The sequence below is a fragment of the Francisella sp. Scap27 genome (genome assembly GCF_013394105.1).
GTDB classification, from domain to species: domain Bacteria; phylum Pseudomonadota; class Gammaproteobacteria; order Francisellales; family Francisellaceae; genus Francisella; species Francisella adeliensis.
In genome coordinates this window covers 1,829,592-1,845,253 of sequence record NZ_CP041326.1, presented here as the reverse complement: position 1 = coordinate 1,845,253, position 15,662 = coordinate 1,829,592, and the positions used below count along the sequence as shown (strand labels likewise).

The following is a 15,662-nucleotide window of genomic DNA, read 5'->3' as shown; positions in this document are numbered from 1 at the left end:
TTAATATAAAGTATATTGATAACTTAACATTAGTGTTTATAGGACAAAATACTGAATCATGAAACATCTATGTATAAGTAAGTTATTAGAGAATATCAGTTCAGGTGTGGTGGTTTACGGACCAGACACTTCTATTATTTATGCTAATGAGTCTGCTTGCGATATATTAAAAGTAGATCGTGAGGATTTGGTTAGTAAAAAATTCCATCAATTTAACTGGGAAATAGTTGATGCAAGTGGAGAAAATCTCGATAAGGATCAACTCCCATCTAGTATTATCCGCAATACTAATAAAGAAAAATGTGAGATGTTATTGGGAATAGAGTATCCTGAAGGACAATCAAATGTTTGGATTTGGACAAAAGCTTACTCTGATCATGGAAGAATAGTTATCACATTTATAGATGTTACAGATAAATACAGGCTACCATTTCAACAAATTGTTGATAATGCTACTAATGCCGTAATGATTACAACTGCGAAGAGCGACCCAAAATTAGATGGCCCTAAAATAATTTATGTTAATGATTATTTTGAAAAATTAACTGGCTACACAAAAAAAGAGATTGTTGGAAATACTCCAAAAATACTTCATGGCAAAGATACTGATAAAAGACGCTTATTTGCTTTAAAACAAGCCATAAAAAAGAATAAAGCGATAAAAACAACAATCCTTAATTACAAAAAAAATGGCGAAAAATATTGGGTAGATTTATCAATTTTCCCTCTTAATCTTGGCTTCAGAGATGAGGTGACACATTTTGCAGGCATGCATGTTGATGTAACTAAACTAAAAGAATCTGAAATAGCACAAAAAAAAGTTGCTGAGAGAGATTGTCTTACTGGTCTATTTAATAGACGAGGTTTTGAGTCTATTACTAAGAGCTATAATAGACATAATGAAAATCTACAAGATTATGCTTTAGTGATGATGGATATAGATTTATTTAAAAAAATTAATGATACATACTCGCACGCCCACGGTGATGAGGTAATTAAAAATATTGCAAAAGTTATTAAAAAATATTGCCGTGATGATGATAGTGGTGTTAGATATGGTGGCGAAGAATTTACTTTAATGATTGTAGAGTCTAATAAGGAGGATGCTTTAAAAGTTGCTGAACGGTTGCGTAAAAGTGTTGAAAAGCAATGTGTTAACTTTGATGGTAATCAAATCAACTACACTATAAGTTGTGGTATAGCTGATAGCAATGATTCAAAAGATATTAATGAATGTCTTCATTATGCTGACAAAGCTCTATACAAAGCAAAAAATAATGGCAGAAACCGTTGTGAGGTTTATTAATTACTAGAGTATTCCCTCTGTGATAATTTTTACTACTTTAAAAGGTGACACTAATGTTAAATCATATATCTTCTAACTAAACGATGAAAGCTCCTATTATATCAGTAATACTATCATAAATTACTCTATCTTCACCCTGTTAACTCTTTGGTGCATTCCGATAAAAGTACTATCATAAACGTCTAAATTTATTTGTTATACTGAACCTATTAGTTATATAAGTTTTCTTTACTAACACTATAAAAACAATATTATGCATTTTCCTTTTCATTAGTCAGCTAGCTCTGTAGAATGAAATTAGATAGTTTAAATTTAACTACTCAAACTAAGGAGCTAATTATGTCTAAAAAAACTACTATGACTACTTCTGCAGGATGTCCAATAGCAGATAACCAGAACTCATTAACTGCTGGTGAAAGAGGCCCTGTATTATTACAAGATTATCAATTAATAGAAAAACTAGCTCACCAAAACCGTGAAAGAATACCTGAACGCGTTGTTCATGCTAAAGGCTGGGGAGCTTATGGTACTTTCAAAGTTACAAATCCAGACATTAGCAAATACTCTAAAGCTAAATTTTTACAGCCAAATAAAGAAACTGAAGTTTTATTACGCTTTTCTACTGTTGCCGGTGAGCTTGGAGCTGCCGATAACGAACGCGATGTACGGGGCTTCGCTTTAAAATTCTATACTGAAGAAGGAAACTGGGATTTGGTTGGAAATAATACTCCTGTATTTTTTGTGCGTGACCCTAAAAAATTTCCTGATTTTATTCACACTCAAAAACGCCATCCGAAAACAAACCTAAGAAGCTCTACAGCTGCTTGGGATTTTTGGTCACTAAGTCCTGAATCACTACACCAACTTACAATTCTTTTTTCTGATCGTGGTTGCCCTAAGACACCTATACACATGAACGGCTATGGTTCTCACACTCTTAGTCTAATTAGTGATGATAACAAACGCTACTGGGTAAAATGGCACTTTAAAACCCAGCAAGGCCATGAGCACTATACAAACCAAGAAGCAGAAAAAGTTATTGGAAAAACTCGTGAAGGTTATCAAGAGTCTCTTTTTTATACTATTGAATCAGGTAAATACCCAAAATGGTCTGTTCAAGTACAAATAATGCCTGAAGAAGATGCTGATAAAACCAGCTATAACCCATTCGACTTAACAAAAGTATGGCCTCACGATGAGTATCCAATGATAGATGTTGGTGAGCTAGAGTTAAATCGTAACCCTGATAACTATTTCGCCGAGATTGAGCAAGCAGCATTTAGCCCTTCAAATATAGTCCCTGGTATAGGTTTTTCACCAGACAAGATGCTTCAAGCTAGAATCTTCTCTTATGCTGATGCACATAGATATAGATTAGGCACTCATTATGAGGCTCTACCTGTAAATGCTCCTAGATGTCCTGTACATCATTATCACAAAGATGGTTCGATGAGATTTTTTGATAATTTTGCTAAGAATTGTGATGCTTACTATGAGCCAAATAGTTTTAATGGAGCTTCTGAAGATGATAAGTACAGAGAACCTCCACTAAGAATAAATGGCGATGCAGACTACTATAACCATAGAATAGGTAATGATGATTATAGCCAGCCTAGAGCATTATATGAGCTTTTTGATAATGACCAAAAATCGCGTTTATTTATGAATATAGCTGAATCTATGCAAGGTGTACCTAAGCATATAGTAGAAAGGCAATTAGCTCATTTTGAGAAAATCTGTACAACTTATGCTGATGGTGTGAAACAAGCTCTAAGTAGCTTAAGCTAATCAACTCTAAGGATAAATTATGAAAAAACTTCTTATTTTAACAACCCTTTTACCAGTTTTTGCATATTGTAATACTGAACCTTGGCAAGATTTTAACAAAGAAGAAAATATTAAAAAACTTTCCAAACTTGAGTACTCTATTACACAAAATGATGGCACTGAAAGAGCATTTCATAACAAGTATTGGGATAATCATAAGCAAGGAATTTATGTGGATATAGTCTCAGGAGAGCCTTTATTTAGCTCAACTGATAAGTACGAGTCTGGTACAGGCTGGCCTAGTTTTTCTAAGCCGATAGATTCTAAGTTTATAAAATTAAATAAAGACAGTAGTTGGTTTATGACTAGAACTGAAGTTAATTCAAAATACGGCGACTCTCATCTTGGACATGTATTTAATGATGGTCCAAAACCTACTGGCAAACGCTACTGCATGAATTCAGCATCCTTACGTTTTATACCTAAAGAAGATATGAAAAAGGATGGCTATGGAGAATACTTATATTTATTCGATAATAAAGAAACCTCCTCATAAAAATAAAATCTAATTAAACATTGATAAGCTAGCTTTTTTAACCTAATATTCTTATATATTTATTGAAAGTTATAAAGATTCCTCCTAAACCAATGCAACAATACGGCGAGACTTTACTCCAAATATCACTATTTATATATGCAATACAGTTTTTACCTCAAATAATACATAATTTGATAAACAAAAATAGCTTAGTAAATATAAGCATCCTCACACAGTTTGGTATGTTATTTATAGTACTATGCGACTTGGTGCAAGAATTCCATAATGATGCACATTGGGCATTTATACTAATTCCCCTTATCTACTGTACTTGTTTAACTATACAACAACTTCAAATTTCACTAAACAATCGCAATATGAATCCCGTTATCAACCTTATGTATGCGATGTTACTATCTATTGCATTTTTAGCTATCAGATCTAAAAGCTCCCTAGTACCTCAAACATCTATAGTTATAGAGTTAGCATTTAACTTTGCAATATGGGGTCCTCAGATACATAAAAACATCAAGCAAAAAAGATGTGATGGTTATAGTTTACTATTTATAGCTCTATCTCTTGTAGCAATACTCTGCGAACTTGCTAGTAGTTTAATTATTACGGATAATATTGTAATACATATAAATCTTATAGTTTGTTCATTCACAATCTGCTTTGTTTTATATCAAAAGTTTCTCTACCGCAAAGTATAGCTTTTATAGTAAATGGATTTGTGTTGATATAGTATAAATATTATCCGAACAGTAAGATATAAAAATACAATATGAAAAAGATACTCATAGCAATTGTTATTTTAATTAGCTTAACCGAGCTTACTTTTGCAATAAGTCTACAAAGTAATACCACCAAAATAAATGATAATTATATTCACTACTTCCATCAAAACAACGGTAAAACTAAAAATCTTGTGTTGTTGACTGGTAGTGGCACTACAGCAAATTTTTGGCCAAAGAATTTCATCGAAAAACTGAGTGAAAACTATAACCTTTATTTACTTGATTATAGGTGTTTCAATACTGAAGAAAGCTGTGATGATGTGAAATATAGTATAAACGCACTAGCTGATGACACAAATGCTTTTGTCAAAAAGTACTCACCTAAAAACACTTACCTTCTAGGATGGTCGATGGGTGGAGGTGTAGCTTTACAAACTGTGTTTGATAATCCAGAACTCTATAAACACCTTTTTCTACTAGCTCCTATTATACCTTACAACATACAGCTTCCTAGGCCTAACCCTGATGAAATCAAGAATCCTCAAGAACTTTATAATATGATTTTCAATCAAATCCTATACAACTACTCTCCAAAAGATTTAGAGAAAGAAAAATCTCGTTTTATAAATTCTAAAATAAACAAATTATTATTATCAAAAGACCAAGCAAAAAAAGAGCAACAAGCTTTACTTAGATGGTTTAGCTCTAAAAAAGCGAAAAAAGAATTTTCAAATATAAAAATACCCACAACTGTATTTATACCAAGTGATGACAAGATGCTGAATGAGACAAAATCAAAAACTTATTTCAATGAAACAAAAAATAAAAATTATAGCTTAAAAGAATTGAAAAAATCTGGTCACGCAGTTGCGTGGGATAAAACAGTTGAGGTTACTAAAATCATAAATTCATTCTAACAATCTCTGTTTTAACTTTTTATAGTTGTAGATAAGAAATAGCTATCAAATATGTTATTATTTTAATTAACAAATACTCTCTTACACAAAACTATGTCAGGAAATACTTTCGGTAAACTTTTTACAGTAACTACTTGTGGCGAAAGCCATGGAGACTCTCTTGCAGCAATTATTGATGGTTGTCCAGCGAACATTGAAATCACAGAGGCTGATATTCAACTTGAACTAGATAGGCGCAAACCCGGTCAATCAAAATTTACAACTCAACGCAAAGAGCCCGATGAGGTAAAAATTATCTCTGGGGTGTTTGAGGGTAAGACTACAGGTACTCCGATAGGCCTAATTATAAAAAATCAAGATCAAAAATCAAAAGACTATAGCGAGATAAAAGATAAATTTCGTCCTGGTCATGCTGATTTCACATATTTCAAAAAATATGGGGTTCGCGACTATAGAGGTGGTGGCAGATCTTCTGCTCGTGAAACTGCTATGCGTGTAGCTGCCGGAGCAATTGCAAAAAAAGCATTGGCTCATTTTGGAATTGAAATTTATGGCTACTGCTCTCAAATAGGTGAACTTAAGATTCCTTTTGCTGATAAGACTAACATCAATGAAAATTCTTTTTTTATCGCAAATAATGACTATGTTGAAAAATGTGAAAATCTAATTCACAAAATCCGTAAAGAGGGAGACTCGATCGGTGCTGAGGTGACAGTAGTTACAAAAGGTGTAGAAGCTGGGTTAGGTAGGCCTGTATTTGACAGACTCGATGCCACTATATCTCATGCTTTAATGTCTATAAATGCCGTAAAAGCCGTATCTATAGGTGATGGTTTTGATTGTGTTGCTCAAAAAGGTAGTGAGCACCGTGATGAAATTACTAAAGAAGATGGTTTTTTAACTAACCATGCTGGAGGTATATTAGGAGGTATTTCAAGTGGGCAGGAAATTCTCGCCAAAGTAGCCTTTAAGCCGACATCTAGTATCTTAAAAACTGGAAAAACTATCGATACTAATGGTGAAAACACAAGTATCATCACTAAAGGTCGTCATGATCCTTGTGTTGGTATTCGTGGGGTTCCTATTGCTGAAGCTATGCTTGCTTTAGTTATTATTGATGAGTTTTTAATATCTAAGGCTTATAACCAAAACATATGAGCCAACACGACTTCTATCAATTTCTTTTACACTGGGGCTACTTAGCTGTAGCTTTAGCCGTAATAATTGAGGGAGAGATATTCTTAATTATTGTGGGTATTACAACCGCTACAACTCTTTTTAATTATCCTTTAGTTATATTAGCTGCAACTGCTGGAGCTATATTTCACGATAATAGTGTTTTTATATTTTCAAAACTCACAGGTAGAAAGTTTATTGAGAAAAAACCTCATTGGCAAAAAAAGATAGATAGATCATTGAGAATTATTGATAAATACGACTCTTGGGCAATTTTAAGCGTTAGGTTTTTATATGGTTTAAGAACAATTACTATTCTTATTATAGGATTAGGTAATGTAAAAAAAGTAAAGTTTGTGGTGCTTGATGCTATTAGCAGTTTCATTTGGTCAACTATATATATTACTCTCGGATATTTTTTTGGAAACGCTATACTAAAATTGGTCGATCATGATGATATTACTCACTGGATCCGTCATAACAAAGGATTAACTATATTTATAATTTTAATACTTTCAAGTATTATATATATCAGCTACAGAACATTTAAAAATTACCTAAAAAGGCATAAATAATGAGTAGATTAGATCTTTTAAAAAAAAGTACCAGTTCAAAAACAGATAAACCTACTAAAAAGCCATCTAGTCGAGGCGGCCTGCTCGGAGGAGAAACTAAACATCATAACAAAAGAAAAGATCAGCTTGATGATGAAGACTTAAACTTAAACGATGATGACTTCCAGAATGAACTAGATGACTCTACTTCACCTGATTTCGATATTGATGATAATGATGATGAAAGTAATGAAGATGTAAATATTATTGAACTTGATATCGATCTTGATAACAATGAAGGACTAGATATAGAATCTGATTTACTCAGTGATGATGAAGACGATGAAACCTCAGAAGGTTCAAGTGAAGAACTAGAGCAGGCTGATAGTGATATAGAAAGCGATATATCAGAACGAGTTGAAGGGAAGGTTTTTGTAGACTACAGTGAAGATGATATCAAAGCAGAGGTTGAATATAGCTTTGAACATCGTGAAGAAGCCTATGATAAACATGTAAAAGTGATACAGGATGGTGGACTTGAAATATCTGTAGCAAAAGTGCTTAACTTAGGAGATATCATTAGAGCATCAATAACCTTAACTGAATTAAAAGAGCAAGTTGGCTGTGAAGGTAGAGTGGTTTCTGTTTTTCCTCGTAACATTCGTGCTAGTGGTAATGAAAACCAATATAAATACATAGTTCAATTTATTGGTCCAAACGCTTCTGAGACTGAAAGAGTTCTCTCTAAATACTTACTTGGTTATAAAGGAAAATAACTCAAATGGCTAAATCTAAAACTATTTTCATCTGCCAAGAATGTGGTGCTAGCTCTCCAAGATGGCAAGGTCAATGTCATAGTTGTAATCAATGGAACACTCTAATAGAAGAAGTAAAAATTGAAACTTCAAAAAAGCCTATTGCTAGGTCAGGCTTTGCTGGTAGTGTAACTAAAGCAACTCCATTAAGTAGCATACAAGGCAAAGAGCATAGTCGCACCCAAACAAATATTGCAGAATTTGATCGCGTTTTAGGTGGTGGTATCGTTAGGGGCTCAGTAACTTTGGTTGGTGGTGATCCTGGAATTGGTAAGTCATCAATATTGCTACAAATCATGGCATACCTTTCTCAAGAGAAAAAAGTACTATATGTAAGTGGTGAAGAATCTCTTGAACAAATTGCACTTCGAGCAGAAAGACTTGATCTACCTAAAGATAAATTACTAGTAATGTGTGAGACTAATATAGAGCTCATAGCAAACTACATAGTTACTCAAAAACCTGAGATAGTAGTTATTGACTCTATCCAAACAATTTACAACCCTGAACTTTCATCAATGGTTGGTGGTGTCTCTCAAGTTAGAGAATCATCTGCGTACATCACTCAAGTTGCTAAACAGCATCAAGTATCTGTATTTTTAGTTGGTCACGTCACCAAATCCGGTGAAGTTGCAGGACCTCGTGTCCTTGAGCATATTGTCGACGCTGTGATATTTATCGAATCACAAGACAATGGTCGCTACAGAATGATGCGAGCTTTAAAAAATCGTTTTGGTGCTGTAAATGAAATTGGCGTATTTGCAATGACTGATCAAGGTATGAAAGAGGTCAAAAATCCATCTGCTATATTTCTAAACAATGGTCGTACAAACCTAATTGGTAGCGTAAGAGTCTCTGTATGGGAAGGTACTCGCCCTCTTTTAGTTGAACTACAATCTTTGGTTGTTGAAAAAAATCAAAATCAACCACCTAAAAGGCTTTGTGTCGGTATAGATAGTAATCGCCTAGCTATGATTTTAGCTGTAATTCAACGCTATATGCATCTAGATCTATATGACAAAGATGTTTTTCTCAATGTGGTTGGAGGTATTAAAATCACAGAAACAAGTATAGATTTAGCTGTGATTGCTATTATATACTCTAGCTTAGAAGAGATTCAAATACCTCATAATATGCTAATAATGGGTGAAGTTGGTCTTTCTGGTGAAATTCGCCCTATCCCCTATGGCTTAGAAAGAATCAATGAGGCAACAAAACATGGCTTTAAGAAAATAATTGTACCAAAAGCAAATATTTCAAAGCTAACTAAAAAAACAAATGCTGATGTTATCGGTATTAGTAATTTAAAAGAACTTAAACAGTTAATAATGGATTTATAAAACTATGGAATTCCTACAAAGTCTAAACATTCTAGATATTTTCATCATTCTTAGTACTTTTATCATAAGCTTATTTGCTGCTGTTAAAGGTTTGATGAAAAACATTATTCAATTAATACTTATGATATTTGCTGTAGCACTAGCAGGTATTCTTGCTCAGAAAATTCAATCTGCATATATTAATAACTTTATAGAAGATCCAAACACTGCCTATATAGTTTCTTTTATATTAGTTTTACTAGGAGCTTATTTAATTATATTTGGGATTATGAAAGTTTTCTTCAAGAAAAATGAGGAGAAAGAAGGTTTATCTAACACTTTTTTTGCTTTTTTTATTGCTCTGATCAGATATTTATTCGTCTGGGCTTTAATATGCTCAACGCTTAATTCTATCGATGCAGTAAAAGAACACAGTGTTTGGGAAAACTCACAGCTTAGACCTATACTTGTAAAAACTGGTAACTTTGCATATAACTCAAAAGTTAAAATCCAAGAAACAAACCTAAAAGACTATGTACCTAAAGATGTTGCTGGTGGCTAACATGTGAAAGAGTAAACACATAGATCAGTCCCTGCATATACCTCACAAACATTTGAATTATCATACCCACATTTCAAGTTAGGTCGTAATGATTTGTTTACTACACAAGTTTGTCATTTCCACTCAAGTGGAAATCTCCCAAATCCATCCATTTACAATCGCTTACTTTACAATAGATATAAGGTATATCAAACTAGTATAATCAGAAATTTATATTAAAAAATAATCATTTTTTTATCCAATTAAACTTGCACACTATGAAAAACTATTTATAATGAAGATTACTTAGGGTTATAAGTTCCGGCTTACTAAGACTCATAAGTAAGTAAAAACAAAATATAAAGATAAGGAAAATTATCATGAAAAAACAAATGCAAAAAGGTTTCTCACTTGTTGAGTTAATGGTTGTAATCGCAATTATCGCAATTTTAGCGGCAGTTGCAATTCCAATGTACTCTAACTACACTACTCGTGCAAATGTATCTAGTGAAATATCTCAACTAGGTGGCGTTAAAGCTCAAGTAGCTGAAAACATTGCTAACACTGGCTTAACTGCTGGTGATACTATCACTGGTGTATCTACTACTGGATACGATGCTCCTACAGGTACAACTGTTACAGATGCTGGTGTGATTAACAGAACATCTACATCTATATCAGGTTCAACTATCAGATTAACTCCAGCTTTAGTTTCTGGTGCTATGACTTGGGGTTGTGATGTTACTGGTAGCCCAGCTGCATCTAGTATTCCTGGTAGTTGTAACTCTATAGCTTAATTTAAGCAACTTTATCTAAATAATCAAACCGCCTTGTGCGGTTTTTTTATGCCTACATTTTTCTATAAAATCTCTGAAACCCGCAGTCATTCCCTCGCAGATGGGAATCTTTAAGGTTTTATCAATATACTTGAGATATCCCGCGGGTATGACCATATTCTATCTATTTGTTATCACATTCTAGAATTACAAATAAATTGCACAATATACTTTTTAGATATAAACTTTAGAGTAATATTTTATAAATATATATTGCTATGCAAACTCACATACACAAACTAAAAGGATTCTCACTAGTTGAATTAATGGTAGTTATTGCCATCATCGCGATATTAGCTTCTGTAGCTATACCTATCTACTCGAACCATAAAGAAAAAGCTGCAATTACAGAGGCATTTAATATTACCGGTGGGGTAAGAGCAGAAATTCAAGATGATATAAATGGTGGTGTAAACTTAGAAACAGAAACATACTCGACTCCTCCGGGCATCTCTGTCATTAATGCATCCCAAACAGGCGCCACAATTCAAATAAACCTTAGCGAAACATCTCCCGAGCATTTCTCAAATGCAAATGACCTAATTAGACTTGTCGGAGCTCAAAGTGGTAGTATGTTCTTATGGACCTGCTCCTTCAATACAAATGCATCCAATCTAACTCTTCATAATATGCCTAACACATGTGAAAATACTTTCAGTGCTTAGTACCTAAAATATTCACCTCTTCTGTTAAATGTTATTTTCAAATTTATAGCTCAATAGTATAAAATACTAGCATAAACTTATACATACAAACTTTTATGCAAGCCTCATATTTTTTAAACAAAAACTACAATGATTTAGAGCTTAGTATTCTAAAAGATGAAATTCAAAAATTAGCAGATTTTCTTCATAAGCAAAGCTACCTTTATCATACGCTTGATAAGCCAATCATCTCAGATAATGATTACGATAAGCTATTTCAAACACTTCAAAATATTGTAATTAAATATCCACAGTTCAAACCATCAAATTCGGTATTAGATAGAGTTGGTGGAGACATTTTATTAGGTTTTGAAACTATCAAGCACAAAAAGAAAATGCTTTCTTTAGCCAATGTTTTCAGCCTTGATGAACTAAGGAGCTTTTATGAAAAACTTGAATATAAGGACATAAGCCTAGAATGTGAACCCAAATTAGATGGTCTTGCTATAAGTATAGTTTATAAAAATGGTGAACTTGAGTATGCCGTAACACGAGGTGATGGTATCCAAGGAGAAAAAGTTACAGAAAATGTCAAAACTATTCGAAATATACCATTAAAACTAAATATGCAAAATCCTCCACAAGAGCTAGAGGTTCGTGGTGAAATCATCTTAGATAAGCAAAGTTTTATCTCACTAAATAACTATATGACCGAAAATAACCAAAAAACTTTTGCTAACCCCCGCAACGCTGCTGCTGGAAGCATCAGAATGCTTGACCCTAAAGTGGTTGCCAAAAGACCTTTAAAACTCTACAGCTATGGAATTGGCTATTTTAGTAAAGATTTTAAATACCCTGCTACTCAGTTTGAACTAATGAAATTGTTAAATGATATTGGTTTTACTGTTTCTGACCAAACTCTTTTAGCTAATAGCTTTGATGATGTTGAAAAATTTCTTGAAAAAATGACTCATATGCGTGCAGATTTGGATTACGATATTGATGGTCTAGTTTTTAAAGTTAACGATATAAAACTTCAAGATGCTATAGGCTATGTAGCAAGAGCACCAAAATGGGCAATAGCATACAAATTCCCAGCAGAAGAAGTTGAGTCAGAGGTTTTAAACATTGAGTTCCAAGTCGGTCGTACTGGTGCAATCACTCCCGTTGCTAGACTAAAGCCTGTTGCTGTAGGTGGTGTAATCGTCTCAAATGCTACTTTACACAACATCAATGAAATCAAACGCAAGGATGTCCGTATTGGTGATAGAGTCATAGTACGAAGAGCTGGTGATGTAATTCCTGAGATTGTAAAGAGCTTACCTGAGTATCGTAAAGATAATGCTACTCTCATACAAATGCCTACTAACTGCCCTATTTGTGATTCAAGTATAGAAAACATCAACGATCAAGCAATTTATAGATGCACCGGTGGCTGGCACTGTCAAGCTCAAACAACCGAGCGACTTAAACATTTTGTATCACGCAAAGCTATGAACATCGACAAACTAGGCTCTAAACTTATCGAGCAACTTGTCGTAGCTAATCTAATTAAGTACCCTGCTGATATTTACAAACTTAACTTTAATGAGCTAATATCTCTTGAACGCATGGGTGAAAAATCTTCAAAAAATGTTATAGAATCTATACAAGCAAGTAAAAATCCAACACTTGCAAGATTTGTATTTTCAATAGGTATTAAAGATGTTGGCGAGGTTTCATCAGAAGCGTTAGCAAATCATTTTTCTAACCTAGATAATATCCGCAAAAGTAATTATGAAGAGCTTATAGAGATTAAAGATATTGGTGAAATCATGGCAACTAATATTGTTAATTTTTGGCAAGATGAATTAAATAACTTTATCGTTGATGAGCTTTTAGCTACAGGTATTGAGATCATTAACCCCGAGATTAAAGAACAAAAGCTCAACGATAATTTTGCAGATAAAACTATAGTTATAACAGGGACATTTGAAGACTTTAATCGTAATCAACTAACCCAAGATTTAAAATCAATGGGTGCAAAAGTTACAAGTAGTATCTCTAAAAAAACAGATATACTAATTTGTGGTGACAATGCAGGAAGTAAACTTGAGAAAGCTCAAAACCTTGATGTCACGATAGTCACAGAAGCTCAACTTAAAGAAATGCTATGAGTACTTTGAAACCCAAAAAACTTATAAAAGGTGATGTGATATTTATTGCTAATGAATCAGAGGAAAACATCTCATCTTTATCTTCTGGATTTAGTGGCGTTAGTTTTTATCATTGCGGTATATATATTGGTGATAATAAAATAATTGAAGCTGTTACTTATCAAGGTGTTATTGAAGCAAATCTTGATAAGTATAAGTCAAACAAAAAACTAGTAGCTCGTACAGACCTAGATTCTTATACACTTGAAAGAATTATTAGCAAAGCTAAATCATTTATTGGCTTTAAATATAATGACTTTTTTTTACCCAACCAAGACAAAGCTCTTTACTGCTCTGAACTTATACATGAGGCTTTTGCTAGAACTTTAGGTAAGCCATATTTTCAAGAGCAAACCTTAAATTACTACTGTCTAGAAACTCACAAAATATCAGACTATTGGCAAAACCTATATGCTGAACAAGGTCTAGAAGTTCCTCAAGGAGAAAAAGGTTCTCATCCAAATAATTTATCGCTAGATGAAAAGTTTATAGAAAAATTTATTACTTGTTGAACTTACATTCTTTCTGGTATCGAGATGCCCAGTAAATCAGTAGCTATAGTCATAGCCTTTACTGTAGCAGCACATAATGCCACCCTGCTAGACTTAAGATCTTCATCTTCAATGCTTGCTATTGGAGAGTTTACGTAAAATTTATTAAAAGCATTCGCTAGTGAATATGCATATTCACAAATAAAATGCGGCTGTGAATTTTCATACGCTTTAGCAACAGCAATAGGAAATTGTAATAATTGCAGTTGAAGCTTTTCTTCTTGCTCAGTAGTTGCCGCCCTTATAGTGTTGCTAGAGATTACATCACTAAGGTTACAATCATCACCAAAAACTTTACGCAAAATAGACTTTGCTCTTACTGTTGTATAAAGCAGATATGGACCTGTTTTACCTTCATACTGAGAAAACCTCTCTAAATCAAAAACATAGTCATTAGAGTACACGTTCACTAAATCACCAAATTTTATAGTTGCCATCGCAATTTGACTTATAAGTTCTTGGTTATCTTCTTTTGGCATCCTATTTTTAACACAATCTCTAGCTTGCTCAATTAAGTCCGCTAAACGCATCACCCCACCTTCACGGGTCTTAAATGGTTTACCATCTTTACCATTTACAGTACCAAATGCAACATGCTTTAGCTGACATTCTTTTCCAACAATATTAGATTTATGAGCCACTGCAAAAACTTGCTTAAAGTGTAATGATTGCCTTTTATCTACAACATATACAATTTTAGTTGGCTTAAAATCTTTCTCTCTTTGGCATAATGTAGCAAGATCAGTAGTTCCATACATCACACCACCATCGCGCTTTATTAAGATTAAAGGTGGGATATTTTCAAGGCCAGTATCCACAACCCAAGCACCATCATCTTCTTGTGCATAACCCTCTTTTTTTAAATGCTCAATCATTTGTGATATATATTTATCAGCATCACTCTCGCCAAGCCATAAATCAAACTTTATACCAAGTGAATCAAAATCTTGTTTAACAGCTTCTACAGATATTTTCACAAAATGTTGCCATAATGCTACATACCCTTTTCTGCCCTGTTGAAGCTCAAAAGTAGCCTGTCTTGCTTTCTCCATCTCAACGATATCAGACTTACATCTTTTTGATGCTTGAGGATAAATTTCTGCTAACTCCTTTACCGTTACGGGAGACTCTTTAGGATATTCTCCATTGTAGTTTTCATCAAAATAGATTAATTCTGGAAACATGAGTTTCACTTCTTCTATAAGCATACCCATTTGAGTACCCCAATCTCCTAGATGCACATCAGAAGTTACATCATCATCACAAAACTTATAAATTTTTTGTAATGAGTCACCAAGTAATGCTGAACGAATATGCCCTACATGCATTGGCTTTGCGACATTTGGCCCACCAAAGTCTAATACAACCCTTTGTTGCTTTTCAGGTTTTTTAAAGCCAAATTTCTCGCTCTTATAAAAATCATTACTCACTTTTGCTAAAAACTCAGCAGATAATGTCATATTTATAAAACCAGGCTTTGCAACTTCTAGCTTAGAAAAAATAGTTTTGTCCTCTATATTTTCCACAATTTCTTCCGCTATTATAATTGGAGCTTTTTTAGCAAACTTAGCTAAAGGCATCGCCCCATTGCATTGAAAATGTCCTACACCTTCTCTTGTAGATGTAACAGCCCGAGCAAAACTCTCAGCATAATTTAGTTTAGCAAAACTCTTTTGTAAGATTTCAGAAAGATAATCTTCTATATTCATTATGTTATCCAAAAATTTGTATTTATGTATATTGCCGTAGAAATATACGCGAAATAC

The 15,662-nt window shown here is 33.5% G+C and carries 15 protein-coding genes; 14 read left to right on the top strand and 1 reads right to left on the bottom strand.

The window, feature by feature from the left end; all coding sequences use genetic code 11:
- Positions 1–58 precede the first annotated feature (58 nt).
- From FLM55_RS08830 to FLM55_RS08765, 14 genes are all read left to right on the top strand, one after another.
- Positions 59–1,306 carry a sensor domain-containing diguanylate cyclase gene (locus FLM55_RS08830; RefSeq protein WP_178948921.1) on the top strand — a complete coding sequence of 416 codons (1,248 nt, stop codon included), beginning with the start codon at positions 59–61 and terminating at the stop codon, positions 1,304–1,306.
- 339 nt (positions 1,307–1,645) lie between these two features.
- Positions 1,646–3,094, top strand: a complete 1,449-nt coding sequence (locus FLM55_RS08825) for a catalase (protein WP_178948920.1) — start codon at positions 1,646–1,648, stop codon at positions 3,092–3,094.
- A 19-nt stretch (positions 3,095–3,113) separates the two neighbouring features.
- Positions 3,114–3,629 (top strand): peptide-methionine (R)-S-oxide reductase MsrB, encoded by a 516-nt coding sequence (msrB, locus tag FLM55_RS08820; RefSeq protein ID WP_178948919.1) that lies wholly within the window; start codon positions 3,114–3,116, stop codon positions 3,627–3,629.
- A 62-nt stretch (positions 3,630–3,691) separates the two neighbouring features.
- Positions 3,692–4,324, top strand: coding sequence for a PQ-loop domain-containing transporter (locus tag FLM55_RS08815; protein ID WP_178948918.1), 633 nt, complete (start codon positions 3,692–3,694; stop codon positions 4,322–4,324).
- A 71-nt stretch (positions 4,325–4,395) separates the two neighbouring features.
- The gene (locus FLM55_RS08810) at positions 4,396–5,265 is read left to right on the top strand and encodes an alpha/beta fold hydrolase (RefSeq protein ID WP_178948917.1); all 870 of its coding nucleotides are present in this window, start codon (positions 4,396–4,398) and stop codon (positions 5,263–5,265) included.
- Between the two features lie 93 nt (positions 5,266–5,358).
- On the top strand, positions 5,359–6,423 hold the full coding sequence (aroC, locus tag FLM55_RS08805; protein ID WP_178948916.1) for a chorismate synthase: 1,065 nt from the start codon (positions 5,359–5,361) through the stop codon (positions 6,421–6,423).
- Positions 6,420–7,016 carry a DedA family protein gene (locus FLM55_RS08800; protein WP_178948915.1) on the top strand — a complete coding sequence of 199 codons (597 nt, stop codon included), beginning with the start codon at positions 6,420–6,422 and terminating at the stop codon, positions 7,014–7,016. The genes aroC and FLM55_RS08800 overlap by 4 nt, the downstream gene beginning before the upstream one ends.
- A complete protein-coding gene (locus FLM55_RS08795) occupies positions 7,016–7,771 on the top strand; it encodes a PilZ domain-containing protein (protein WP_178948914.1) in 756 nt (251 codons plus the stop codon). The genes FLM55_RS08800 and FLM55_RS08795 overlap by 1 nt, the downstream gene beginning before the upstream one ends.
- Positions 7,772–7,776: 5 nt before the next feature.
- Complete coding sequence (gene radA / locus FLM55_RS08790) at positions 7,777–9,150, top strand: DNA repair protein RadA (protein WP_178948913.1); 1,374 nt, start codon at positions 7,777–7,779, stop codon at positions 9,148–9,150.
- Between the two features lie 4 nt (positions 9,151–9,154).
- Entirely contained in the window at positions 9,155–9,691 is a 537-nt protein-coding gene (locus FLM55_RS08785) for a CvpA family protein (protein ID WP_178948912.1), read from the top strand.
- A 359-nt stretch (positions 9,692–10,050) separates the two neighbouring features.
- A complete protein-coding gene (locus FLM55_RS08780; protein ID WP_178948911.1) occupies positions 10,051–10,467 on the top strand; it encodes a prepilin-type N-terminal cleavage/methylation domain-containing protein in 417 nt (138 codons plus the stop codon).
- Positions 10,468–10,724: 257 nt separating this feature from the next.
- A complete protein-coding gene (locus FLM55_RS08775; RefSeq protein WP_178948910.1) occupies positions 10,725–11,171 on the top strand; it encodes a prepilin-type N-terminal cleavage/methylation domain-containing protein in 447 nt (148 codons plus the stop codon).
- 95 nt (positions 11,172–11,266) lie between these two features.
- Positions 11,267–13,306: an NAD-dependent DNA ligase LigA gene (ligA, locus tag FLM55_RS08770; protein ID WP_178948909.1), complete on the top strand. Its 2,040-nt coding sequence runs from the start codon at positions 11,267–11,269 to the stop codon at positions 13,304–13,306.
- Positions 13,303–13,857 carry a YiiX/YebB-like N1pC/P60 family cysteine hydrolase gene (locus FLM55_RS08765; protein ID WP_178948908.1) on the top strand — a complete coding sequence of 185 codons (555 nt, stop codon included), beginning with the start codon at positions 13,303–13,305 and terminating at the stop codon, positions 13,855–13,857. The genes ligA and FLM55_RS08765 overlap by 4 nt, the downstream gene beginning before the upstream one ends.
- A gap of 2 nt (positions 13,858–13,859) precedes the next feature.
- Here FLM55_RS08765 and argS read toward each other — a convergent pair whose 3' ends face one another.
- Positions 13,860–15,605, bottom strand: coding sequence for an arginine--tRNA ligase (gene argS, locus FLM55_RS08760; protein ID WP_178948907.1), 1,746 nt, complete (start codon positions 15,603–15,605; stop codon positions 13,860–13,862).
- Between the last annotated feature and the right edge of the window lie 57 nt (positions 15,606–15,662).

Bases quoted from the DNA above. Each gene is read 5' to 3' on its own strand.
- FLM55_RS08830 (WP_178948921.1), top strand. From the start codon at position 59: ATGAAACATCTATGTATAAGTAAGTTATTAGAGAATATCAGTTCAGGT.
- FLM55_RS08825 (WP_178948920.1), top strand. From the start codon at position 1,646: ATGTCTAAAAAAACTACTATGACTACTTCTGCAGGATGTCCAATAGCA.
- msrB (WP_178948919.1), top strand. From the start codon at position 3,114: ATGAAAAAACTTCTTATTTTAACAACCCTTTTACCAGTTTTTGCATAT.
- FLM55_RS08810 (WP_178948917.1), top strand. From the start codon at position 4,396: ATGAAAAAGATACTCATAGCAATTGTTATTTTAATTAGCTTAACCGAG.
- aroC (WP_178948916.1), top strand. From the start codon at position 5,359: ATGTCAGGAAATACTTTCGGTAAACTTTTTACAGTAACTACTTGTGGC.
- FLM55_RS08800 (WP_178948915.1), top strand. From the start codon at position 6,420: ATGAGCCAACACGACTTCTATCAATTTCTTTTACACTGGGGCTACTTA.
- FLM55_RS08795 (WP_178948914.1), top strand. From the start codon at position 7,016: ATGAGTAGATTAGATCTTTTAAAAAAAAGTACCAGTTCAAAAACAGAT.
- radA (WP_178948913.1), top strand. From the start codon at position 7,777: ATGGCTAAATCTAAAACTATTTTCATCTGCCAAGAATGTGGTGCTAGC.
- FLM55_RS08785 (WP_178948912.1), top strand. From the start codon at position 9,155: ATGGAATTCCTACAAAGTCTAAACATTCTAGATATTTTCATCATTCTT.
- FLM55_RS08780 (WP_178948911.1), top strand. From the start codon at position 10,051: ATGAAAAAACAAATGCAAAAAGGTTTCTCACTTGTTGAGTTAATGGTT.
- FLM55_RS08775 (WP_178948910.1), top strand. From the start codon at position 10,725: ATGCAAACTCACATACACAAACTAAAAGGATTCTCACTAGTTGAATTA.
- ligA (WP_178948909.1), top strand. From the start codon at position 11,267: ATGCAAGCCTCATATTTTTTAAACAAAAACTACAATGATTTAGAGCTT.
- FLM55_RS08765 (WP_178948908.1), top strand. From the start codon at position 13,303: ATGAGTACTTTGAAACCCAAAAAACTTATAAAAGGTGATGTGATATTT.
- argS (WP_178948907.1), bottom strand. From the start codon at position 15,605: ATGAATATAGAAGATTATCTTTCTGAAATCTTACAAAAGAGTTTTGCT.